This window comes from Pseudomonas soli (assembly GCF_021283165.2).
GTDB lineage: Bacteria > Pseudomonadota > Gammaproteobacteria > Pseudomonadales > Pseudomonadaceae > Aquipseudomonas > Aquipseudomonas soli.
In genome coordinates this window covers 5,644,264-5,666,747 of the sequence record NZ_CP128543.1, presented here as the reverse complement: position 1 = coordinate 5,666,747, position 22,484 = coordinate 5,644,264, and the positions used below count along the sequence as shown (strand labels likewise).

Here is a 22,484-nt window from a genome sequence, read left to right as displayed (position 1 = left end):
CAAGTCTCTAATGCCCGTGGCTGCGCCCCACATGGGAATGCTCGATCTCCGGCACCGACACCGCCCCATTCGTCTCCAACTGCTGCAAGATCGCGCACTCCGCCCCCTGCGCATTGCACTGCTGCCGCAGTTCCACCAGCTGCGCCTGCAGTGCCACCAGCCCATCGATCCTCGCCTGCACATGCTCGATATGCTCGTCGATCAGCGCGTTGACGCTGCCGCATGAGCCATCGGGGCTGTCGCGCAGGTTCAACAGGCTACGGATCTCGTCCAGGGTCATGTCCAAGGTGCGGCAGTTGCGGATGAAGGTCAGGCGCTCGACGTGGGCCTGGGTGTAAAGCCGGTAGTTTCCATCGCTGCGGGCAGGTTCCGGCAGCAGCTGTTCGCGCTCGTAGTAGCGGATGGTCTCCACGGCGCAGTCGGTGGCCTTGGCCAGTTCTCCGATCTTCATGGCAAATCTCCTGCAAAGGGCTTGACCCTATAGTGGCTACAGGGTGTTCACTTGGCAACAACCCACTCTGTGGATCTCTACAGAGGCCAGCGCTCAGTTAAGGATGATTCCATGAACCAGCCTGTCAGCCCCGACCGCAAGCATGATCACGCCCATGACCTCGATCATGGCCACGCGCCCCACGCCCACGGCTGCTGCGCCAGCAAGGGCGCCCCGGCCCTGGTGCAACTGACCGAAAAGGCCAGTGGCCAGGCGCAGCTCAGCCGCTTCCGCATCGAGGCCATGGACTGCCCTACCGAGCAGACCCTGATCCAGGACAAGCTCGGCAAGCTGGCCGGCATCGAGCAACTGGAATTCAACCTGATCAATCGTGTGCTCGGCGTGCGCCATACGCTCGAGGGCACCTTCGAGATCGAGCGGGCCATCGATAGCCTGGGCATGAAGGCCGAACCCTTGGCCGCCGAGGATGATGGCGCCGCCAGCGCGCCCCAGGCCAGCAAGACACGCTGGTGGCCGCTGGCGCTGTCCGGTGTTGCGGCGATCGCCGCCGAAATCGTGCACTTCTCCGGCAAGGCACCGGAGTGGGTGGTCGCCGCGCTGGCCCTGGCGGCCATCCTCGGCTGCGGCCTCGGTACCTACAAGAAGGGCTGGATTGCCCTGAAAAACCGCAACCTCAATATCAATGCGCTGATGAGTATCGCCGTGACCGGCGCGGTGCTGATCGGCCAGTGGCCGGAAGCGGCCATGGTCATGGTGCTGTTCACCGTTGCCGAACTGATCGAAGCCCGTTCCCTGGACCGCGCGCGCAATGCCATCGGCGGGTTGATGCAGCTGGCCCCGGACATGGCCACCGTGCAACAGGCTGATGGCCAGTGGCGCGAGGTAGAGGTGCGCGAGGTGGCAATCGGCGCACGGGTGCGGGTGCGCCCAGGCGAGCGCATCGGCCTGGACGGCGAGGTGGTCAGTGGCCAGTCCAGTGTCGACCAGGCGCCGATCACCGGGGAAAGCCTGCCGGTCGAGAAGTCGGTCGGCGACAAGCTGTTCGCCGGCACCATCAACCAGGCCGGCGCGATGGAGTACCGCGTCACGGCCGCCGCCGGTCAATCGACCCTGGCCCGCATCATCAAGGCCGTCGAAGAAGCCCAGGGCGCCCGTGCGCCGACCCAGCGCTTCGTCGATCAGTTCTCGCGCATCTACACCCCGGTAGTGTTCGCGGTAGCGCTCGCCGTGGCGCTCATCCCGCCACTGTTCATGGCCGGTGCCTGGTTCGACTGGATCTACCGTGCCCTGGTGCTGTTGGTGGTGGCCTGCCCGTGCGCGCTGGTGATCTCCACCCCGGTGACCATCGTCAGCGGCCTGGCCGCGGCGGCACGCAAAGGCATCCTGATCAAGGGCGGTGTGTACCTGGAGGGCGGGCGCAAGCTGGACTTCCTGGCCCTGGACAAGACCGGCACCATTACCCACGGCAAGCCGGTGCAGACCGACAGCAAGGTGCTCGACCCACTGTTCGAAGGGCGCGCCCAGGCGCTGGCCGCGAGCCTGGCCGCCCGTTCCGACCACCCGGTGTCGGGTGCCATCGCCCTGTTCGCCAGGGGCCAGGATCTGGTTCTGAGCGAAGTCACCGAGTTCGCCGCCCTGGCCGGTCGCGGTGTGCGCGGTGATATCGAGGGCCAGACCTACCACCTGGGCAACCATCGCCTGGTGGAAGAGCTCGGCCTGTGCTCCCCGGAGCTGGAAGCGCAACTGGATGTGCTGGAGCGCCAGGGCAAGACCGTGGTGCTGCTGCTCGACCGCTCCGGCCCGTTGGCGTTGTTCGCCGTGGCCGACACGGTCAAGGACAGCAGCCGCCAGGCCATCGCCGAGCTGCACGAGCTGGGTATCAAGACGGTCATGTTGACCGGCGACAATCCCCACACCGCCCAGGCCATTGCGGCCCAGGTGGGGATCGACCGTGCCGAGGGCAACCTGCTGCCCGCGGACAAGCTCGCCAGCATCGAGAACCTGTACGCCCAGGGGCATCGTGTCGGCATGGTCGGCGATGGCATCAACGACGCGCCGGCCCTGGCCCGCGCCGAGATCGGCTTTGCCATGGCCGCCGCCGGTACCGACACCGCCATCGAGACCGCCGATGTGGCGCTGATGGACGACGACTTGCGCAAGATCCCGGCCTTCGTCAGGCTGTCGCGCCAAAGCGCGGCGATCCTCACCCAGAACATCGTGTTGGCCCTGGGGATCAAGGCAATCTTCCTGGCTATCACCTTCGCCGGCATGGCCACCATGTGGATGGCGGTATTCGCCGACATGGGCGTGAGCCTGCTGGTGGTGTTCAACGGTCTGCGCCTGTTGCGCAAATAACGCCTGTGGCGTGAAAAAGAGGTTCTGCCAATGCTGAGCGCCGAGCTCAAAGCCTTCTACATGGTGGCCCGCCTGGGCAGCATCACCCTGGCGGCGAAGAAGCTCGGGCTCAGCCAGCCCACGGTGACCACGCAGATCCGCAACCTCGAGGGCCAGTACAACGTCGAGTTGTTCTACCGCGGCGGCCGGCGCCTGGTGTTGAGCGAGGAGGGCGTGCGCCTGCTGCCGATGGTCAAGGCGCTGCTGCAACAGGAAGCCGAAATCGAGTTCGAGTTGCGCAACAGCGGCCAGGCTCAGGGCAGCCTGCGCATCGCCGCTACCGCGCCGTACTACATCCTCGACCTGGTGAAGATCTTCCGCGAGCGCCTGCCACAAGTGGAGGTGGCGGTGGAGATCGGTAACTCGCAGCAGGTGCTGCAAATGCTCGAGGACTACCGGGTGGATATCGCCGCCTCGTCACAATTGCTCGAAGACGCACGCCTGGTACGCCGGGTGCTGGGCACCGACCCGTTGGTACTGGCGGTGCACCGCAATCATCCCTTGGCCCAACGCCAGGCGGTGTCGATCGAGGTGGTGGCCGGGCATTGCCTGCTGATGCGCGAAAAGGGCTCGACCACCCGCAAGCTCACCGAGCAGATGATGCAGGACGCCGGGGTTAAAGCCGGGGCGCTCTTGGAGATAGGCAGCCGCGAGTCGATCCGCGAGGCGGTGCTGCGCAACATTGGCATCAGCATCATTGCCCGACATGAGGTGCCGCATAACCCCGAGCTGCGGGTGCTGGCGCTGGACGACGCACCGGTGATGCACGAGTACCTGTACTGCCTGAAGGAGCGGCGCCAGGCGCGGTTGCCGGCGGCGTTCCTGGGGGTGGCGCAGGAGGTGGTGGGTTCGCAATTCTGACAGTTCTCTACTGGTTGCACCGGCCTCATCGCCGGCAAGCCGGCCCCCACAGGGTTGGCGCCGACTTGCTTTTGTGGGAGCTGGCTTGCCAGCGATAGGGCCCTCAAGGCCACTACAAAATCTGCCTATACCACTATCGCCGGCTTTTGCCCCAACGCCACGGAACCTTCGCACAGCCTGCCTAGCATGGCCCACATCGCTTCGATGAGGACCTGCCATGAACCACGTCACCCCGGGCGCACAGATGAAAGTGCGCGGCATCCACAAACGCTTTGGCGCTTTCACCGCGCTCAACAACGTGTCCCTCGACATCGCCGCTGGCGAGCTGGTGTGTCTGCTCGGTCCCTCGGGCTGCGGCAAGACCACGCTGCTGCGTTGCATCGCCGGCCTCGAGCGCCAGGACCGCGGCACGCTGTACATCGGCGACCGCGATATCTCCGAGCTGCCGCCCCAGGCCCGTGACTACGGCATCCTGTTCCAGTCCTACGCACTGTTCCCCAACCTCACCGTTGAAGCCAACATTGCCTATGGCCTGACCGGCGGCAACCGCGAGGCCTCGCGCCAGCGGGTGAGCGAGATGCTCGAGCTGGTGGGCCTGGCCGGCAGTGAGAAGAAATACCCCGGCCAGCTCTCCGGCGGCCAGCAGCAGCGCGTGGCCCTGGCCCGCGCCTTGGCGCCGTCGCCCTCGCTGCTGCTGCTCGACGAACCCATGTCGGCCCTCGACGCCCGTGTTCGCGAGCACCTGTGCACTGAACTGCGCCAGCTGCAACGCCAGTTGGGCATCACCACGCTGATGGTCACCCACAACCAGGACGAAGCCATGCTGATGGCCGACCGCATCGCCGTGATGAACAACGGCCAGGTCGAGCAGTACGCCAGGCCCCAGGAAATCTACGACCAGCCGGCGACACCCTTCGTCGCTGAGTTCGTCGGCCAGGGCAACTGGCTGCCGTTCCAGCGCAGCAGCAATAGCCACGCCCAGGTCGGCGGCATGCACATGCGCCTGGCCGACAACGCCAGCACCGTCAGCAGCGGCCGACTGTTCTGCCGGCCCGAGGCGATCACCGTCAACCCGGTGGTGCACGAGGAGAACCTGTTCCCGGCCAAGGTTCGGGAAGTCACCTTCCTCGGCAATCGCTGCCGCATGAGCTTCGAGCTCGAAGCCCTGCCGGGCCATGCGCTGCTCGCGGAGCTGGCGCCCGAAGCCATGCCGCGCCTGGGTTCGCAGGATATCTGGGTGGCCCTGCCGCCGCAGAGCCTGCAGGTGTTCGCCTGAGATGGCCGCGCCCATGACCCTGCCGCTCACTCACGGCAACGACAGGCCACGCAACGGCGTCGCCCTGGGGGATCGACTGTTCGTCGTCGGTGGCAAGAGCCTGTTGCTGAGCCTGCTGGTGCTGGCGGTGCTGCTGCCGTTGCTGGCGATCTTCTGGCGTGGCTTCAGCGCTGAAGCCGGGCAGGGCGGGGGGCTGCTGGCCGCCCGCGAACTGTTTGCCAGCGCGAACTTCCACTGGCTGCTCGGCAACAGTCTGTCGGTAGCCCTCACCGTTGCCGCCATCGTTGTGCCGCTGGCCTACCTGTTCGCCTATGCCCTGCAACGCACGTTGATCCCGGCCAAGGGGCTGTGGCGTGGCATTTCGCTGCTGCCGTTGCTGGCGCCGTCGATGCTGCCGGCGATCGCGCTGGTCTATCTGTTCGGTAACCAGGGCCTGCTGCGCGGGCTGCTCAGCGACAACATCTACGGCTTCTGGGGCATCGTGCTTGGCGAGGCCATCTACACCTTCCCCCATGCGTTGATGATCCTGCTCTCGGCGCTGTCACTGGCCGATGCACGACTGTTCGATGCCGCTTCGAGCATGGGTGCCGGACCTGCCCGGGCATTCTTCAGCATCACCTGGCCGGCCACGCGCCAGGCGGTGTTCGCGGCGTTCTGCCTGGTGTTCACCCTTACCATCACCGACTTCGGCGTGCCGGTAGTGGTCGGTGGTGATTACCAGGTGCTGGCGCTGGAAGCCTACAAGGCGGTGGTCGGCCAGCAGCAGTTCGGCCGTGGTGCGCTGATCGGCATGGTGCTGCTGGTGCCGGCGCTGCTCAGTTTTGCCGTGGATGCCTGGCTGCGCCGCCGCCAGGGCGAGGCCATGAGCGGCCGCGCCCAGGTGTTCGAGCCGAAGCCTTCGAAGCTGCGTGATGGCTGCTACCTGGCCATCGTGTTGCTTGTCTGCGCGGCGCTGCTGGCGGTGATAGGCATGGCGGTGTACTCGTCGCTGGTCAAGTTCTGGCCGTACAACCTGTCGCTGTCGCTCAAGCACTACATGTTCGAAGACACCGCTGGTGGCGGCTGGCTGGCCTATCGCAACAGCGTGACCATGGCCATCGGCACCGCGCTGATCGGCAGCGTGGTGATCTTCACCGGTGCCTACCTCATGGAGAAGACCCAAGGCCAGCGCCTGCTCAATCAACTGCTGCGCCTGCTCAGCTTCATCCCCATGGCGGTGCCTGGCCTGGTGCTGGGCCTGGGCTACGTGTTCTTCTTCAACCTCAACGGCAACCCGTTGCACGTGTTCTACGGCAGCATGGCGCTGCTGGTGGTGTGCACCATCTCCCACTACCTGACCACCGCGCAGATGACCGCCACCACCGCCCTGCGCCAGCTCGACGGTGAGTTCGAAGCCGCCGCGCTGTCACTCAAGGCGCCGCTATACAAGCACTTCGTGCGGGTCACCGTGCCGATCTGCCTGCCGACGCTGCTGGACATCATCCGCTACCTGTTCGTCTCGGCGATGACCACGGTGTCGGCGGCGATCTTCCTCTACAGCCCCGACACCATCCTCGCCGCCGTTGCCGTGCTGAACATGGATGACGCCGGCAACGTTGGCGGCGCCGCTGCCATGTCGACCCTGATCCTCTTGACCAGCGCCGCCGCCTCCCTGCTGTTGGCCGGCGCTTCGCGCGGCCTGCTACGCCGCTCCCAGGCCTGGCGCCAACGCGCCCCCGGCTATTGACCTACTGCCCACACCGATAGGAACCGCATCATGTTCAAGCCCCTTGCACTTGCCGCTGCCGTATCCGCCGTGTTCAGCCTGCAGGCTTCGGCCGCCACCCAGCTGACTGTCTACACCGCCCTGGAGGCCGAGCAGCTCAAGAGCTACAAGCAGGCCTTCGAGAAGGCCAACCCGGACATCGAGATCAAATGGGTGCGCGACTCCACCGGCATCATCACCGCCAAGCTGCTGGCTGAAAAAGAGCGCCCACAGGCTGACGCCGTGTGGGGGCTGGCGGCCTCCAGCCTGGCCATCCTCGACCAGAACGGCATGCTCGAAGCCTATGCGCCGAAGGACCTGGGCAAGATCTCGCCCAACTACCGCGACGCCGCCAATCCGCCGGCCTGGGTAGGCATGGACGTGTGGGCCGCGACGATCTGCTTCAATACCGTCGAGGCCGAGAAGCAGGGCCTGAGCAAGCCGGTGAGCTGGCAGGATCTGACCAAGCCTGAGTACAAGGGCAAGATCGTCATGCCCAACCCGGCCTCGTCCGGTACGGGCTTCCTCGATGTGAGCGCCTGGCTGCAGACCTACGGCGAGCCTCAGGGCTGGGCCTACATGGACGCACTGCACCAGAACATCGGCCAGTACGTACATTCCGGCTCCAAGCCATGCAAGCTGGCGGCAGCAGGTGAATTCCCGATCGGCATCTCGTTCGAGTACCCGGCCGTGCAGCTCAAGCGCCAGGGCGCACCCCTGGACATCGTCCTGCCCAAGGAGGGGCTGGGCTGGGAGATCGAGGCCACGGCGCTGATCAAGGGCTCGCCGAAAGCCGATGCCGCCAAGCGCCTGGCCGACTTCTCCGCCAGCCCTGCCGCCATGGAGCTGTACAAGGAGAACTTCGCGGTGCTCGCCGCCCCCGGCATCGCCAAGCCGCAGACCGAACTGCCGGCCGACTATGAGCAGCGCCTGATCAAGAACGACTTCGCCTGGGCCTCGAAGAACCGCGACCAGATTCTCGCCGAGTGGCGCAAACGCTACGACGGCAAGTCGGAGAAAGTCGCCCAGCAGTAAGGCCCTCATCGCGGGGCAAGCCGGCTTCTATACTCAAGCTGCCCCGCGATGGCGTCAGACCAGGCAACGCAGGAGCCCACGCAATGCCAACTTCTTCCCGGATCATCGACGACACCTTCGCCTTGTACGAGCGTCATGGCAGCGCCGACTATATCGGCGAGGCCATCACCCAGATCGAGCACATGTCCCAGGCAGCCCAGCTCGCCATGGCCGAAGGCTACGACGACGAAGTGATTCTGGCCGCCTTCTTCCATGACATCGGCCACCTGTGCGAGGGCGAGGACATGGGCGGTTATGGCGTTGTCAGTCATGAGCGCATCGGTGCCGAGTATTTGCGCCGGTGTGGTTTCAGCGAGCGGCTGGCCAGGCTGGTGCAGTATCACGTCGAGGCCAAGCGCTACCTGACCTTGCGCCAGCCCGGATACTACGATCGTTTGAGCGAAGCCAGCCGACGCACCTTGGCGTACCAGGGTGGGATGATGAACGATGCCGAAGCCGATGCGTTCGAGGCCGACCCGTTGTTCAGGGTCAGCCTGCGCCTGCGCGAGTGGGACGAGATGGCCAAGCGGGTAGGGGTGCCGGTGATGGATCTGCAAGTGTTGAAGGCAAAGGCATTGGCCGTGCTCTGAACTATCTGGCGACTCTCCCTGCTGCAAGATCCCGCATCACTTCTCCCGGTGCTTGCTCCGTTCCTCTCCCCATACTTCTCCTCCTGGCAGCCGCTTGTCGTAGTGGTGGGTATGGTGTTGATAATTGTCTGTTGGTGGTTATACTAACCACCAATCGGCCGGCCCAAGGAATGGGTGAATGAACAGCCGTGAAATGATTGCTGTGATCGAGGCGGATGGCTGGTATCTGGTGCGCTCCAAAGGCAGCCACCATCATTTCAAGCATCCTGAAAAAGCCGGGCTGGTCACCATCCCGCATCCCAGGAAAGACCTGCTGCCCGCGACTGCGGCCAGCATCCTGCGCCAGGCACGCATCTGCTACGCCAGCTGACGAGGAGACTCATCACCATGTTGTTCCCTATCGCGATCCTCCCCGGTGACGACCAGCACGCCTGGGGCGTGGAAGTCCCGGATATCCCTGGCTGCTTTTCGGCGGGCGAAGACCTCGACAACGCCATCGCCATGGCGCGTGAAGCGATCGAAGGCCACCTCGAACTCCTGGCCCAGGACCAGCAGGAAATCCCCAGGGCCAGCAAGGTCGGCGTGCATGCGGCCAACCCCGCCTATGCCGGCTGCACCTGGGCACTGATCGATATCGACATCACCCGCTACCTGGGCAAGGCCGAGAAGCTCAACATCACCTTGCCGGCGTACCTGCTCACCCGCATCGACAGCTACGTACAGAACCACCCGGAGCACAAGAGCCGTTCGGGCTTCCTGGCCGAGGCGGCGCTGAGGATCCTGCAGGGTGATGGCAAATGATCAGGCGATATTGCCCCTGGGCAATCGTACGCTGACCCGCAACCCGCCCCCTTGGCGGTTCCTCAGCTGCAGTTCGCCGCCATGGCTGGCAACGATGCGCTGGGCGATGCTCAGCCCCAGCCCATAGCCGCCAGAGGCCTGGTTGCGTGAGTCCTCGCCGCGCACGAAAGGCTCGGTGACAGTCGCCAGCAAGCCCGGGTCGATGCCCGGGCCGCGATCGTCGATGTGGATGTACCCATCGGTTGGCGTGCTTTCCAGCACCACCGCGACTTCCCTGGCATAGCGCAGGGCATTGACCAACAGGTTTTGCAGGCACCGTTGCAGTAGCAGGGCATCTACCTGGGCCTGGCCCACCTGGCCATGGATCGATAATGGCTCTTCGGCGTTGGCCAAATCCGCGCATTGGCGTGCCACCAGGCGGTCGAGGTCGACCGTTTGCAGGTTCTGCTGCTCGCCCGCCCGCAGGTAGTCGAGCACCTGGCCGATCATGCCGTCCATCTGTGCGATGTTCTGGCGCAGGCGCTCCTTGTGTTCGCTGTCCTCCAGCCGTTCCAGGCGCAGGCGCATGCGCGTCAACGGCGTACGCAGGTCGTGGGACACGGCGGCGAGGAAGTAGGCCTTGTCGTTGACCATGCGGATCAGCCGTTGCTGCATGGCATTGAAGGCCTGGGCGGCGTGCCGCACTTCCTCGGGGCCGTCCAGCGGCAACGGCGCCTGTTCCAGATTGCCACCCAGGCCACGGGCGGCATCGGCCAGGCGGCGCAGCGGGCGCAGGCACAAGCGTACCGCCACCAGGCACACCACCAGCACGGCGGCGATGCGCAGGGCATAGACCCGCAGCAGGTAGTCGCTGATCAGCACCCATGCCGACTCGCCGCTCCAGCCCTGCAACTCCTGGCCATCGATGACCAGCCAGTGGCCATCGGCGAGGGGCACGGCAAACTCGATATGCGCCTGGGCGGTGCGCAAGCCGAACAGGCTGCGCCAGACGATGGGCTGGCCCAGTTCGTCGGTGAGCCGGACCTTGAGCAACCTCGGCCGCACATCGCCCCCCAATTCGTAGGCCAGTGCCTGATGCAGCAACAGCTCGATGCGCCGCCAGCCGCGCCGTTGGTCATGCTCACCCTCGGGCGGCGCTTCGGCGCAACGCAGCTGGTAGTGCTTCGGTACCTGGCGTGCCGTGCCATGGCAGTCGGCCTGGGCGATCAGGGGCGCGCTGCGCGCCGCGATCAACCGCACCGGCGCTTCCAGCACCTGGGCGAAGCGTACGTCGAACCAGATGCTGCTGGACATCAACTGGATCACCAGGGTGCCGCTGATCATGATCAGCAGCAGTTGGCCGAACAGCGTGCGCGGCCACAGCCGGCGAAGCAGTCGCACCTCAGGCGCCCAACGCTTCGCGGGCCAGGCTCAGCAGATAGCCTTCGTTGCGGATGGTGAGGATCTGCACGCCTTGGCCTGGCGCCCGGCGCAGTTGTTGGCGCAGGCGGCTGATGCACATGTCCACCGAGCGGTCGTCGGGCAGATGGTCGCGGCCGAACGCGCTGCGTGTCAGGTGGTCCCTCGAGACCACGCGGTTGTTGGCGTCCAGCAGTTCACGCAGCACACGGTAGTCGGAGCGTGGCAGGTTGAAGGCTTGGCCGTCAGGGTGAACGAGCAACCGTTTGACGTGATCGAGACGAAAACCCGCAAACAATTGTGGCTCGCTATCCGAAGTATCGGGCTCTACCTCCAGACGATGGGGGCGGCGCAACACAGCCTTGATCCGGGCGACCAGCTCGCGCGGCTCGAAGGGTTTGGCCAGGTAATCGTCGGCGCCTACTTCCAGGCCGATGATGCGGTCCAGAGTGCTGCCCCTGGCCGACAGCATCACCACCGCCAAGCCCGGCTGCGCCTGTAACTGCCGGCACAGGCTCAGGCCGTCCTCGCCGGGCAGCATCAGGTCGAGTACCACCAGGTCGACCTTGTGCCGGGTCAATTGCGCGTGCATCTGCTTTCCATCGACAGCAGCGAGAACCTGATAGCCGGCGTCCGTCAGGTAATCGCAGAGAAGTTCGCGAATCTCGTCGTCATCATCGACGACCAGCAAGGTGGTGTTCATGGCTGTGGGTACCTGTGGAAAGAGGAACTGCGCTGCTCGTTACGTTCGATTACATCCCCATACAAGCCATCCATGGAGCCTAAGGGGTAGATGCCTAGAATCGTAACAAAAAATCATCTGCGAATACGAAGCCTTCCCAAATGGTATGCAAGAGCATCATGACTGACACAACCCCCTTGGTCCGAGGCGGCAGTCGCCTCTCCCCGCTTGCCTTCTGCGTGGCCCTCGGGCTTAGCGGCACAGCCTTCGCTGACGGCCCGGTGCTGGAACTGGGCGCCACCAACATCGACAGCAGTGCGTTGCCGCTGGCCGACGATAGCGGCCAGATCGGCTACACCGTGCAGAACACACGCAGCTCCACGGGCTTGCAGCTGACACCCCGGCAGACGCCACAGTCGGTCACCAGCATTACCCGCCAGCAAATGGAAGACCGTGATATCCACACCCTCGAGCAGGCCCTGGACACCACGCCGGGCGTGAGCATGAGCAAGATGGAAGTGGGCGGGCGCACCGACTTCCGCGCCCGTGGCTACTCGATCAGCAACTGGAAGATCGACGGCTTGCAGTTCCCCGGCGGTTCGGACTTCAGCGGTGGCGGCAACGCGCTGAACATGGACCTGTACGAACGCATCGACATCGTCCGTGGCGCCAACGGCCTGCTCGGTGGCACCGGTGACCCTTCGGCTACCGTCAACCTGATCCGCAAGGCGCCGACCCGGACCTTCGGCGGCAGCGCCTACGCCACCTATGGCAGCTGGGACAAGCGCCGCCTGGGTGCTGACCTGAACCTGCCGCTGTCCGAGGACGGCCGCCTGCGTTCGCGTCTGGTCATGACCCAGCAGGACGCCGGCTCGTTCCGCGACAACCAGTCCGAACGCTCCCGCGCGGCCCTGGCCAACTTCGAATTCGACCTGGACGATGCCACCACCCTGGGTGCCGGCTACCAGTACGAGTACAGCAAAGTGGTCGGCGGCGGCTGGGGCGCCAACATCCCGATCTGGTACGGCGATGGCAGCAAGACCGACCTGCCGCGCAGCACCAACGTGGTACCCAGCTGGAGCTTTGGCGAATACATCACCCGCACCGCCTTCGGCTCGCTGGCGCACCGTTTCGACAACGACTGGAGCCTGGACCTGAAGGTTGCCCAGAGCAGCGGCGAGGCGCTCAACCACCGTGGCCTGGCCAAGGTCAACTCGTCCGGCCGTGGCGTCTACGGCGGCTACTGGAACCAGGACGGCAGCGGCGCGGTGCTCAACGGCCTGCACAGCTCCACCGACACCACCCAGCAATCGGCGCAGATCGACCTGTCCGGCCCATTCCAACTGTTCGGGCGCACCCATCAGGCGATGGTCGGCTACAACGACAGCCGCACCGTGGCCTGGTCACCGCAGTACACTTGCAGCATGGTCGGCGGCGGCAAGGCAGTGAACAGTGGGGTGGGTTGCCAGTTCCGGGCGAACAATGGCCTGGGGCTGGGCAACTGGCTAGACGGCGTGGACGACGACTACGCCATGCTGGCCTCAAAAACCGGCCTGCACAGCAAGACTACCACCCGTCTTCAGGGCATGTATGCCGCCACCCGCCTTAGCGTCACCGACCCCCTGTCGCTCATCCTCGGTGTGCGCAGCACCGACTATTCGGCTACTACCGTCAGCGTCAACGGTGCGCGCAGCAACCAGCAGAACAACGGCATCGTCACCCCTTACCTGGGCGCGGTGTACGACCTCGACGACAACTACTCGCTGTACGCCAGCTACACCGACATCTTCAACCCGCAGACCGAAGAGAGCGCCAGCGGCACCAAGGTCGAGCCGATCCGTGGCCAGAGCTACGAAACCGGGATCAAGGGTGAATGGTTCGATGGTCGCCTGAACGCGTCCGCGGCCTACTTCCGCACCAGGCAGGAGAACAAGGCGGTGATGGACGGCGACCTGCTGACGCCGACCGGCGCCACTGCCTACAAGGCCGGTTCCGGCCAGGAAACCGACGGTATCGACCTGGAAGTCGCCGGCGCCCTGACCCCGAACTGGAACGTCTATGCCGGCTACACCTACCTGCACTTCCGCCGCCTGGACAGCGACGGGCGCAGCGACCCCTCGCACCTGTTCAAGGCCTCGACCACTTATCGCCTGTCCGGCCCGCTGGATCGCCTGACCCTGGGCGCTGGCGTGACCGCGCAAAGCAACATCCGCGCGGTGTCCACCCCCGCCGGGCAGCCGAGCAACGGAGTTAGCCGCAGCGCCAGCGACGTAAACTGGTCGGGCTATGCGATCTGGAACGCCATGGCCAAGTACCAGCTGACCGACGACACCAGCGTCAGCCTCAACGCCAACAACCTGTTCGACAAGCACTACTACACCCGTTACGGGTTCTATGCCGGGGCAATCTATGGCGACCCGCGCAACCTGGCGGTGACCGTGAGCACGGCGTTCTAGAAGAGCTTTTGACACCGCTACTGCTGGTTGATTTTTGATCATGTTCCTTATACGTTACATTTATCTAAATTTGTCACGTATAAAGAACATGGATCACTCATTGATCGTCGAGCGCCTGGGCGCGCAGGTTCGCACGCGAAGGCTTAACCGGGGATTGACCCAGCAGGCGCTCGCAACCTTGGCCGGTATCACCCGGCAAAAGATCATTGCCATGGAGAAAGGTAGCCTCTCAGTGGCCATCGGTGCATATGCACGTGCATTGGCGGCGCTCGGCTGCGAACTGCAGGTCATAGCGGCGGTGATGCCGACGCTTGACGAAATCGAGGGGATGTTCGAATGACGCCGCTGATAGTCGCGACACCCGAGGGTGACAGTGGAGCATTGCTGACCAGTGCAGGCGACTACCTCTTCCGCTATGGCCCGCACACCGGAAGACGTGCTGGCGTTTTCGCTATCCGGCAACAAATCCTTGTTTGCGTCGCGGCAAGGCCTGCTGGACTTCGCACCGCTTTGCGACGTGAGCTACCCGGCTGAAGTCATTCGCAAGCAGCTTGAAGCATTGGAGCGAACACTGGCCAGGGAGTCCGCGCTTTGCGATCAGGCACCCAAGGTAGTTGCCGCCATCAAGGCAAGCGCGGCGCCGTTCATTCAGACTTTTGGTTGAGCGGCATTTCCTGTCCGGGCGCGGCATGCGAAGTGGCTATGGTCGCATCCAGATGATCATCGAGCTGTTCCCAATCCTCGCCGAACAACTCCACCGGGTGCATGGTCCGGTCCGCACCATTGCCGCAGGCCAGCGCCTTGGCCGGGCAGTACAAGTCGCAGCCCCAGCAGATCCGTTCGGGATGGCTGGGGTTCGTGGGAAATCGCTTGGCCATGGTCTCCCTCCATGAAGTGGATGCCTGCGCTCAGGCTATGCCGCGCATGGCCAAGTGGCTTGATCCGGATCAATACCGCTAGCGGATCGGCCCGGGCGCCTGCACCTGTTTCATCAGGTCGTCATTCCACTGCCCCTCCACCTGCACATGCGCGGCGGCACCGAGCATCACCGCCTCGATCAGGTTGTGGTTGAGGTAGGTGTACAGGCCGGGCTGGCGGAAGGTGTACAACGCCGCCCCCGCCGCGCCGCCGGGGATGAACCAGGTCTCCAGGTTGCGCTGCGGCGGGTTGGCGAACTTGCCCGAGGCCCAGACGTAGTCGCCGTGCCCGCCGATCAGGTGCGGGCGGGTATCACGGTTGGCCTGGGAATGAACGATCAGCACGGTCTCGCCCACCTTGGCGGTGAGCGCCTGCTTGCCGGTCAGGGCGCCGACGCTGCCGTTGAACACCACATGGCTGGGCACCAGCCCCTTCATCAGCTGGCTCATGTCACCGAAGCTGGCCATGGGGTTGGCGTAGCGCTTGTACTTGCCGTCCTTGTCGCGGGGGATGTAGTAGTCCTGCTCGCCGATGTACCAGGCCTTGTCGTACTGCAACGGGCGGCCCTCAGGGTCTTTCAGGCCGTCACGGGGCAGCACCATGATCGCGCCGTTCATGCCACACACTACGTGCCAGGGAATCATCGCCCCGCCCGGCGCGCAGTGATACACGAACACCCCGGCACGGTCGGCCTTGAAGCGCAGCACCACCTGCTCGCCCGGCTTCACATGGGTCAACTCACCGCCGCCGAGGGCGCCGGTGGAGGCGTGGAAGTCGATGTTGTGCATCATGCTGTTGCTGGCCGGGTTGACCAGCGTGAGCTCCACGTAGTCGCCCTCGTGCACCACCATCAGCGGGCCGGGCACCGAGCCGTTGAAGGTCATGGCGTGGATGTAGGCGCCGGTGCTGTCGACAGCCAGTTCCTTCTCCTCGATGACCATGCGGAACTCGACAATGCGCGGCTTGCCGGGAGCGCGCTGGCTGTGGGGGTGCACCTGTGGCGGTGCCACCAGTTCGACGCTCACCCGCTCCAGTTTCGCCAGGTCAGGCACCGGGCCGGCGGCGGGCGAAGCGGTAGCGGCCTGGGCCAGGCCACTGCCAAGCGCCGAGGCACCGACGCCCAGCAACACAGTGCCGGCCAGCATGCCACGCCGGGTCAGGGACACGCCTTCTTGCTCGTTCATGGGACTTCTCCTTAAGTCGACGAAAGTCGTCGGGCACAGGAATAGCCGCTTTGAAATTAGGGTTTATTGAGCGAAAACAAGAAGTGGAGAGGGCGGACAATGTGTCGCAGGAGCGGAAACGAAAAAGCCCCGACATTCGTCGAGGCTTTTGAGGATGGTGCCGGCACCAGGAATCGAACCCGGGACCTACTGATTACAAGTCAGTTGCTCTACCATCTGAGCTATACCGGCACAGGGGCGTCATTATAGCGATGGATTCGGCGCTGTAAACCACTTCGTTGCATCCAGCGCACAAAACCCTAAGTCACCGAACTGAAAGGAGAATTTTCTTACCAGCCGCGGTGCATGGAGTTGACGCTTGGCTCGGGCTGGCCGGGGTTGAAGAACAGCTTGCCGTTGTCGCAGCCGCGCTTGCGGCAGCTGCCGTCGGCGTTGTGCAGGGGCAGGCCGCGGTCACCGCCCAGCTGCATGCCGGGCATGTTCCAGTTCAACGGGGCCGGCTTGCTGGATGGCGTGCTGTTGGCGCAGCCGGTCATGGCCAGGGCGAGGGTCAGCAGGGCGAAAGGCTTGGTGTGTTTCACGATGTTCGAGTCCGTTCCGGGATCAGTCTTTGTTCAGGATGCGCTGGATGGTGCCGCCGCAGGCCATGTAGCAGGAGTCGTAGTCATTGCCGCAACTGTAGCTGCTCCCTGTATTGAAGGGGTAGCTCGGGTAGTGGCAACTGTGACGCGCTTCCTTCTTGCTCTTGCCGTTCTGGCAGTACTGGTAGGCCCTCATCTCGGCCTGGTACAGCGCACGTTCGCTGTTGTCCTGCAGGCGGGCCATCTGCTGGCAGTGGTTGCGCTCCGTCGAACAGCTGTTGATGCAGTTCATGCCATGCGCGCTGGGCGGTGGCGAGTATCTATAGGTGTAGCTCGGGCCGCAGCCGGTCAGGGCCAAGGCCAGGCAGGCCAGCACGAGGGCGGCCAGGCCATTGTGGAAAAGTGCCATGGGTGTTGCAGTCCTTGATCATTCGTCGCTGAACTCCAGCAAATCGCCGGGCTGGCAGTTCAGGGCGCGACACAGCTTCTCCAGGGTCTCGATCTTGAAACCCTTGATCTTGCCGTTCTTCAGCAGCGACAGGTTCGCTTCCGTGATACCGATGATTTCCGCCAGGTCCTTGGAACGCATCTTGTTCCGGGCCATGACGACGTCGAGGCGGATGATTATCGGCATAGGAAGCAGTCAGACATAACAGTTGTGTTCATCGCTGATGGTCTTGGCGTCACGCATGAGCAGCGAGAAGGCACACAGCAGGATGCCTTTCATGATCTCGTAGACAGCCTGCGATGATACACCGATCGAGAAGCTGAAGCTCCTTTCCCCGGCCGGCAGGTCGATGGCCAGGGCCAAGCCCTGCAAGGTGTAGGTCACCGGCCACAGCAACGGGGTGAAGATGCACAGCAGGCCGACCCACCACAGCAATTTGATATTGGCCGAGGTCCAGGTCTGCCCACGCGAGAGGCGGTGGAAGAACAGGCCGGTCAGGCCGAGGGCCACAACGGAAATCAGCGTGGGAATCATGTCCACCGCCAGTACCAGGCCGATGGCCAGGGGGGATGCCTGGTAGCCGGGTTCGAGCAGCAGCGGCATCTGGTCGCCGTAGGCTTGCAGGTAGCCGTTGAAGATCTCGGGGAAGTCGAAGATGAAGAGCAAGGGCGTGATGGTCAGCTCGACGACCGCGGTTGTCCAGGCCAGGTAGGCGGCGAATGCGCCTATGGTGCGTAGGCGCGAACGCGCATAGGCCACGGATCTACTGTTCATGGGGTGCCTCCGTACAGTGATGAACGGAGCGGATTATTCTTGAATAATTATCGTAAAACAATAATTAATTTTGAGTATTTACCGATGGCGACGGTTTGTCGCAGGGGTGGCCTTGCTGGTGATCGCGGGGCAAGCCGGCTCCTGCAAAGACAACGTGGGGATTATAATTTACGAAGCTTTCAGCAAGCTTTACGGGGGTTTTTCTTGAGAAGTCCATTTTTCACGAGAAATAATTAGACTCAACCTATCATTTTGACTAAATCGATCAGCCAAGCTAATCTTGTGTTCATTATGTTGAACAGTAAAGCTTTCAAGCTCCTCTCTTCCTCCCGCCTGGTCTCCCGTGAACGTCACTGGACCGGCGACCTCTAGCGCCACCCTCCCTCTACAGCCGTAAACGTCTCTGTCTGGCGCCGATGCCTGTGCGCTCGGCTGCTGTCGCCCATGGGAGGGCACCATGCGTTCTTGGATCTACCTGATCGTTGCCATCACCTTCGAGGTGATGGGCACGGCGTCGATGAAACTCGCCGCCACTCATTTCCCTGTGATGGGACATACCGTCATGTACGTCATGATCTGTCTGTCGTATTTCTTCCTGGCCCTGGCGGTCAAGCGCGTGCCGGTGGGTGTGGCCTACGCGCTGTGGGAAGGGTTCGGCATCGTGCTGATCACCTTGATCAGTGTGCTCTGGCTCGGTGAAAGCCTGGGCTGGACCAAGGCCCTGGGCCTGGCGGTGATGATCGCCGGCATCCTGCTGGTCAAGGCCGGTACCCGCGCCAAGCCCGTCGAGCGTGAAGGGGAGGCCGTGCCATGCTGATTCCATTTGCCTGGCTGGGCCTGGCCATCGTGCTGGAGGTACTGGCCAACCTGCTGCTCAAGTATTCCGACGGTTTCCGCCGCAAAGACCTGGGCCTGGCCTCGATCCTCTGCGTGCTGGCGGCGTTCACCGCGCTGGCGCAGGCGGTGAAGGACATCGACCTGTCGCTGGCCTACGCCATCTGGGGCGGCTTTGGCATCCTTGCCACCGTGGCCATGGGCTGGGCCTTGTTCGGTCAGCGTCTGGCCGGGCGTGGTTGGTTGGGTCTTGCGTTGCTGCTGGTAGGCATGGGCTTGCTCAAACTGGCTTGACAACTGCCCTTCCAAAGCGCTTGGCAAAATTGCTTATGCACAATTGGCCGCTTGGCCGCTTGCGCGAAAGGCATGCCGATAGGGGCTACCACCGGTCTTTGCGCAAAGGCCTGTTTTTACTGGCTTTGAGGCCCACGACGGAATAAGCAAAGCAGCGCAAATAGCCCAAGGATCCAAGATTTCGTGATTTTCATCACAAGCTTGTACACAGAGTTATCCACAGGCTGTCAACCGCGCTGCGGCGTTGCGTCGCGCTCACCCAGCAGCAACAGGTTGCGCGGGGTCAGCGGGTAATCGCAGAACACGCCTAGCCGTACCGAATAGCCTTGCTCCTGCAGGAACAGGGCGCGATCGAGCACCAGCCACATCTCCAGTGGGCGGCGGAACAGGTTGCGTACCTGTTCGAGGTTGCGTACCTCGGCCAGGCGTTGCTGGCCGGCTGCCTCCAGGGCAACCCAGTCGGGTTGGCCGTTGATCGTCAGTTGCTTGAGCTCGGCCAGGTCGCGACAGTAATGCTCGAAAGGTTTTGCCAGCCAACTGACCGGCAGCGAAGGGGTGGGCAGGTATTCGTCCACGTCCCGTTGTTGGCGCTGCAGCAGGTCGAACCCGAGGCGGCGGGCCATGGACTGGTCGCGCTGGCGGCGGGTGCGCTGGCTGGAGGTGACCGCTTCGCTCAGCGGCAGGCCCAGGTCGTCCTGGGTCAATGCCAGGGCCGAGGCCTGGGCGGCGCCGGAGAGCGGCTGATAGCGCTTGCCCTGGATGCGGTTGTAGCAGCAGGGCGCGACGGCGATCTGTCGGCATCCCTGCTCGCTTGCCAGTTGCAGCAGCCGCACATGCAGATCGCCGCAGGCGTGCAGGGCGACCGCGCTCTTGCCGCCATCCAGATGCCGGGCGCTGTCCATGGCCATGACGTCCTGCTGGACATGGGTGGCAGCCAGGTGGTGATGCTCGCTCAGGGCCTTGCCGGCGCTGACCAGCTCGGCGTCGTACTCCAGGCAGGTCAGCTGCTGGCCGGGTTGCAGCAGGCGCCTGCCCAGGTGGCCTTTGCCAGAGCACCAGTCGAGCCAGTGCCGCGCAGGCTGGCTGAACGCCAGGCGGCGGCTGAAGGCTTCGATCTGCTGCCACTTGCGGCCGGGGACGTTGACGTCGAGACGGTGCGCGGCGGGGTGCAGGCCGGCATCGGGCAGCTCGCCGACGACGGACAGTGCCTGCGCCTGTGCGGCCAGTTGTGGAAATGGGGCCGGGGCTGCAGGTTGCTCGGGGGCTTCGGCTTGCTCAAGGGTACGTTGGCGCAGCCAGCAGGACAGCTCGGTGTGTTCGTCTTCCCAATCCAGGCGCAAGTGGTTGAACGGGCGCGGGCGCCACAGTTGTTGGTGCTGCAGCAGGAAATGGTCGAGGGCCTGGAAGCGCTCGAGCAGGTGCTGGTCGTGGAGGTAAGGCGTGGTCGGCATGCAGGCACCGCAGCGCTATCAATAGGGGCCGCCAAGCGGCCCCGATGGTATTTACAGCCTCAACGCCCTTGGCAGGCATCCACGCGCAGCCAGCGCTCCAACAGCTTGAAGCCTTGCACCAGCACGAACGAGATCAGCAGGTAGAACACCCCGGCGGCAAAGAAGATTTCCACCGGCAGGTAGGTGCGGGCAATGATGGTCCGTGCCATGCCGGTCAATTCAAGCAAGGTCACGGTACTGGCCAGGGCACTGGCCTTGAGCATCAGGATCACTTCGTTGCTGTAGGCCGGCAGGCCGATGCGCGCGGCGCGCGGCAGCATGATGTAGAGCAGCGTCTTGCCCCGCGACATGCCCAGTGCTCGGGCCGCTTCGATCTCGCCCTTGGGGATCGCCTGCAAGGCACCGCGCAGGATCTCGGCGATATAGGCGGCGGTGTGCAGGGTCATGGTCAGCACCGTGCACCAGAACGGATCGCGCAGGTACGGCCACAGCGAGCTGTTGCGCACCACGTCGAACTGGGCCAGGCCGTAGTACACCAGGAACAGCTGCACCAGCAGCGGCGTGCCGCGGAAGAAGAAGATGTAACCGAAGGGCAGGGCGCGCACATACCAGTGTCGCGACGAGCGCGCCACGCCCAGTGGAATGGCCAGGATCAGGCCAGCGATGACGGCGATGGCTACCAGTTCCAGGGTCAGGGTGGCACCCTGGGCCAGGCGTGGCAGCCACTTGATGATGACTTCCCAGTTCATTTATTCGGCCCTCATGAAGCCGCGAGCGGCGCGCTTTTCCAGGAAGTGCATGCCGGTCATGGCAATCACGGTCAGGCCCAGGTATATGCAGGCGGCCACGGCGTAGAAGGTGAACGGCTCCTTGGTGACGGTCACGCCGATCTGCGCGTGGCGCATGATCTCTTCCAGGCCGATCACCGACACCAGCGCAGTGTCCTTCATCAGGATCATGAACAGGTTGCCCAGGCCCGGCAGGGCGATGCGCCACATCTGCGGGAGGATGATCCGTGACAGGATACGGCCCTTAGACAGACCAAGGGCCAGGCCCGCTTCACGATGCCCCTTGGGGATGGCCAGGATCGCGCCGCGGAATACTTCCGTGGCGTAGGCGCCGAAGCACAGGCCGAGGGCGATCACGCCAGCGGTGAAGGCACTGAGCTCCAGGCCAGGCATGTTCAGCAGTTCGCCAAGGCTGTTCATCAGCCCGACGGTGCCGAAATAGATGAGCAGCACCCAGAGCAGTTCGGGTACGCCGCGTACCAGTGTGGAATAAGTGCCGCCAAGCCATTGCAAGGGCTTGACCGGCGAGGTCTTGGCCAGGGCGCCGAGCAGGCCCAGGACCAGCCCCAGCAGCAAGGCGCAGAGCGCCAGTTTTACGGTCATCAGGGTACCGGCCATCATGGCCGGGCCGAATCCGTGCAGGTCGATATTCATGGGTAAGTTTGTTCAAGGGACAGGCACCGCCAAGGCGGCGATGCCTGTCGGGGCGAATCAATAGATGCTGAACGGGAAGTACTTGTCGTTGATCTTCTTGTAGGTACCGTCGGCGACGATTTCCTTCAGTGCGGCATTGAGCTTGTTACGCAGCTCGTTGTCGCCTTTGCGTACTGCGATGCCGACCTTGTCGCTTTCGTTCACCGGGTCGCCTTTGAACTCGTAGTTCTTGCCGGCTTCGGATTTCAGCCAGTCGTAGTTGGCGTACTTGTCGGCGAGGATGGCGTCGACGCGGCCGGAGGTCAGGTCCAGGTAGGCGTTTTCCTGGCCGTCATACAGATTGACCTTGAATTTGCCGTCCATACCGCCGTGATCGTCCAACCAGGTAGCGGCCTGGGTGGCGCGCTGGGTGCCAATGGTCTTGCCTTCGAGCGATTTGTCGTCTGTCTTGAAGTCGACGTTCTTCGGCGCGATGAACTGCTGCTTGTTCGAATAGTACGGGTCGGTGAAGTCCACGGCCTGCTTGCGCTCGTCGGTGATCGACAGCGAGGAGACGATGAAGTCGAACTTCTTGGCGTTCAGGGCGGGGATGATGCCGTCCCAGTCGGAGGTGACCACTTCGCATTCGACCTTCATCTTGGCGCACAGGGCGTCGCCGATGTCTTTGTCGAAGCCCACGACCTGGCCGCTGGCATCTTTGTTGTTGAACGGCGGGTAGGCAGCCTCGATGCCCATTTTCAGTTTCTCGGCTGCCATGGCATTGGCCGAGAACACCAGGGTGGCGGCAGCGGCCAGGAGGACTTTCTTATAGGTCTGCATTCGTGTTGCTCC

25 protein-coding genes, 1 tRNA gene and 1 pseudogene are annotated in these 22,484 nt (G+C 63.7%); 13 read left to right on the top strand and 14 right to left on the bottom strand.

Annotation, left to right across the window (positions count from 1 at the left end; genetic code table 11):
- Positions 1-7: 7 nt before the first annotated feature.
- Entirely contained in the window at positions 8-451 is a 444-nt protein-coding gene (cadR, locus tag LU688_RS26120; protein ID WP_023630699.1) for a cadmium resistance transcriptional regulator CadR, read from the bottom strand.
- A 111-nt stretch (positions 452-562) separates the two neighbouring features.
- On the opposite strand from cadR, the gene LU688_RS26115 reads away from it, so the two are divergent.
- The 8 genes from LU688_RS26115 (at position 563) to LU688_RS26080 (ending at position 9,191) form a co-directional block, all read left to right on the top strand.
- Complete coding sequence (locus LU688_RS26115) at positions 563-2,806, top strand: heavy metal translocating P-type ATPase (protein ID WP_104444760.1); 2,244 nt, start codon at positions 563-565, stop codon at positions 2,804-2,806.
- 30 nt (positions 2,807-2,836) lie between these two features.
- Positions 2,837-3,706 carry a LysR family transcriptional regulator gene (locus LU688_RS26110; RefSeq protein ID WP_094010978.1) on the top strand — a complete coding sequence of 290 codons (870 nt, stop codon included), beginning with the start codon at positions 2,837-2,839 and terminating at the stop codon, positions 3,704-3,706.
- A gap of 217 nt (positions 3,707-3,923) precedes the next feature.
- Positions 3,924-4,982, top strand: a complete 1,059-nt coding sequence (locus LU688_RS26105; RefSeq protein WP_094010979.1) for a putative 2-aminoethylphosphonate ABC transporter ATP-binding protein — start codon at positions 3,924-3,926, stop codon at positions 4,980-4,982.
- 1 nt (position 4,983) lies between these two features.
- Positions 4,984-6,708: a putative 2-aminoethylphosphonate ABC transporter permease subunit gene (locus tag LU688_RS26100; protein ID WP_104444761.1), complete on the top strand. Its 1,725-nt coding sequence runs from the start codon at positions 4,984-4,986 to the stop codon at positions 6,706-6,708.
- A 30-nt stretch (positions 6,709-6,738) separates the two neighbouring features.
- The gene (locus LU688_RS26095) at positions 6,739-7,761 is read left to right on the top strand and encodes a putative 2-aminoethylphosphonate ABC transporter substrate-binding protein (protein WP_094010981.1); all 1,023 of its coding nucleotides are present in this window, start codon (positions 6,739-6,741) and stop codon (positions 7,759-7,761) included.
- Between the two features lie 83 nt (positions 7,762-7,844).
- A complete protein-coding gene (locus tag LU688_RS26090) occupies positions 7,845-8,390 on the top strand; it encodes a phosphonate degradation HD-domain oxygenase (RefSeq protein ID WP_094010982.1) in 546 nt (181 codons plus the stop codon).
- Between the two features lie 178 nt (positions 8,391-8,568).
- Positions 8,569-8,760: a type II toxin-antitoxin system HicA family toxin gene (locus LU688_RS26085; protein WP_023630583.1), complete on the top strand. Its 192-nt coding sequence runs from the start codon at positions 8,569-8,571 to the stop codon at positions 8,758-8,760.
- A 17-nt stretch (positions 8,761-8,777) separates the two neighbouring features.
- Complete coding sequence (locus LU688_RS26080; RefSeq protein ID WP_094010983.1) at positions 8,778-9,191, top strand: type II toxin-antitoxin system HicB family antitoxin; 414 nt, start codon at positions 8,778-8,780, stop codon at positions 9,189-9,191.
- Here LU688_RS26080 and LU688_RS26075 read toward each other — a convergent pair whose 3' ends face one another.
- Both LU688_RS26075 and LU688_RS26070 read right to left on the bottom strand, forming a co-directional pair.
- Entirely contained in the window at positions 9,192-10,571 is a 1,380-nt protein-coding gene (locus tag LU688_RS26075) for an ATP-binding protein (RefSeq protein ID WP_038706992.1), read from the bottom strand.
- A gap of 1 nt (position 10,572) precedes the next feature.
- Positions 10,573-11,292 carry a response regulator gene (locus tag LU688_RS26070; protein ID WP_023629985.1) on the bottom strand — a complete coding sequence of 240 codons (720 nt, stop codon included), beginning with the start codon at positions 11,290-11,292 and terminating at the stop codon, positions 10,573-10,575.
- Positions 11,293-11,432: 140 nt separating this feature from the next.
- On the opposite strand from LU688_RS26070, the gene LU688_RS26065 reads away from it, so the two are divergent.
- From LU688_RS26065 to LU688_RS26055, 3 genes and pseudogenes are all read left to right on the top strand, one after another.
- The gene (locus LU688_RS26065; RefSeq protein ID WP_094010984.1) at positions 11,433-13,727 is read left to right on the top strand and encodes a TonB-dependent siderophore receptor; all 2,295 of its coding nucleotides are present in this window, start codon (positions 11,433-11,435) and stop codon (positions 13,725-13,727) included.
- Positions 13,728-13,815: 88 nt separating this feature from the next.
- Positions 13,816-14,067, top strand: a complete 252-nt coding sequence (locus tag LU688_RS26060) for a helix-turn-helix domain-containing protein (protein ID WP_094010985.1) — start codon at positions 13,816-13,818, stop codon at positions 14,065-14,067.
- 78 nt (positions 14,068-14,145) lie between these two features.
- Positions 14,146-14,391 (top strand): annotated as a pseudogene (locus tag LU688_RS26055) (type II toxin-antitoxin system HipA family toxin); the annotation flags it as partial.
- Here the strand turns inward: LU688_RS26055 and LU688_RS26050 are convergent.
- The 7 genes from LU688_RS26050 to LU688_RS26020 form a co-directional block, all read right to left on the bottom strand.
- Positions 14,372-14,605, bottom strand: a complete 234-nt coding sequence (locus LU688_RS26050; protein ID WP_094010986.1) for a DUF3079 domain-containing protein — start codon at positions 14,603-14,605, stop codon at positions 14,372-14,374. The pseudogene LU688_RS26055 and the gene LU688_RS26050 overlap by 20 nt on opposite strands.
- Positions 14,606-14,683: 78 nt before the next feature.
- A complete protein-coding gene (nirK, locus tag LU688_RS26045; protein WP_094010987.1) occupies positions 14,684-15,829 on the bottom strand; it encodes a copper-containing nitrite reductase in 1,146 nt (381 codons plus the stop codon).
- Between the two features lie 155 nt (positions 15,830-15,984).
- Positions 15,985-16,060: transfer RNA gene (locus tag LU688_RS26040), tRNA-Thr, on the bottom strand.
- A gap of 98 nt (positions 16,061-16,158) precedes the next feature.
- Positions 16,159-16,365 (bottom strand): hypothetical protein, encoded by a 207-nt coding sequence (locus tag LU688_RS26035; RefSeq protein ID WP_104445326.1) that lies wholly within the window; start codon positions 16,363-16,365, stop codon positions 16,159-16,161.
- A 67-nt stretch (positions 16,366-16,432) separates the two neighbouring features.
- Positions 16,433-16,819, bottom strand: coding sequence for a hypothetical protein (locus tag LU688_RS26030; protein ID WP_046853791.1), 387 nt, complete (start codon positions 16,817-16,819; stop codon positions 16,433-16,435).
- Positions 16,820-16,837: 18 nt separating this feature from the next.
- Positions 16,838-17,044, bottom strand: a complete 207-nt coding sequence (locus LU688_RS26025) for a helix-turn-helix domain-containing protein (protein WP_023629980.1) — start codon at positions 17,042-17,044, stop codon at positions 16,838-16,840.
- Between the two features lie 9 nt (positions 17,045-17,053).
- Positions 17,054-17,632 (bottom strand): hypothetical protein, encoded by a 579-nt coding sequence (locus LU688_RS26020; RefSeq protein ID WP_104444764.1) that lies wholly within the window; start codon positions 17,630-17,632, stop codon positions 17,054-17,056.
- Between the two features lie 457 nt (positions 17,633-18,089).
- Here LU688_RS26020 and LU688_RS26015 point away from each other — a divergent pair, with 457 nt between their 5' ends.
- Positions 18,090-18,449 carry an SMR family transporter gene (locus LU688_RS26015; RefSeq protein WP_160290615.1) on the top strand — a complete coding sequence of 120 codons (360 nt, stop codon included), beginning with the start codon at positions 18,090-18,092 and terminating at the stop codon, positions 18,447-18,449.
- On the top strand, positions 18,443-18,760 hold the full coding sequence (gene mdtI, locus LU688_RS26010) for a multidrug/spermidine efflux SMR transporter subunit MdtI (RefSeq protein WP_104444766.1): 318 nt from the start codon (positions 18,443-18,445) through the stop codon (positions 18,758-18,760). Before LU688_RS26015 ends, mdtI begins: the two co-directional genes overlap by 7 nt.
- A 227-nt stretch (positions 18,761-18,987) precedes the next feature.
- Here the strand turns inward: mdtI and LU688_RS26005 are convergent, their stop codons facing one another.
- Genes LU688_RS26005 through LU688_RS25990 form a run of 4 tightly spaced genes read right to left on the bottom strand, consistent with a single transcriptional unit; the run spans position 18,988 to position 22,472 of the window.
- Positions 18,988-20,211, bottom strand: a complete 1,224-nt coding sequence (locus LU688_RS26005) for a methyltransferase (protein ID WP_094010995.1) — start codon at positions 20,209-20,211, stop codon at positions 18,988-18,990.
- Between the two features lie 59 nt (positions 20,212-20,270).
- Positions 20,271-20,960 carry an ABC transporter permease gene (locus LU688_RS26000; protein ID WP_023630847.1) on the bottom strand — a complete coding sequence of 230 codons (690 nt, stop codon included), beginning with the start codon at positions 20,958-20,960 and terminating at the stop codon, positions 20,271-20,273.
- On the bottom strand, positions 20,961-21,653 hold the full coding sequence (locus LU688_RS25995) for an ABC transporter permease (protein ID WP_094010996.1): 693 nt from the start codon (positions 21,651-21,653) through the stop codon (positions 20,961-20,963).
- Positions 21,654-21,710: 57 nt separating this feature from the next.
- Positions 21,711-22,472, bottom strand: a complete 762-nt coding sequence (locus LU688_RS25990) for an ABC transporter substrate-binding protein (RefSeq protein WP_094010997.1) — start codon at positions 22,470-22,472, stop codon at positions 21,711-21,713.
- Positions 22,473-22,484 lie beyond the last annotated feature (12 nt).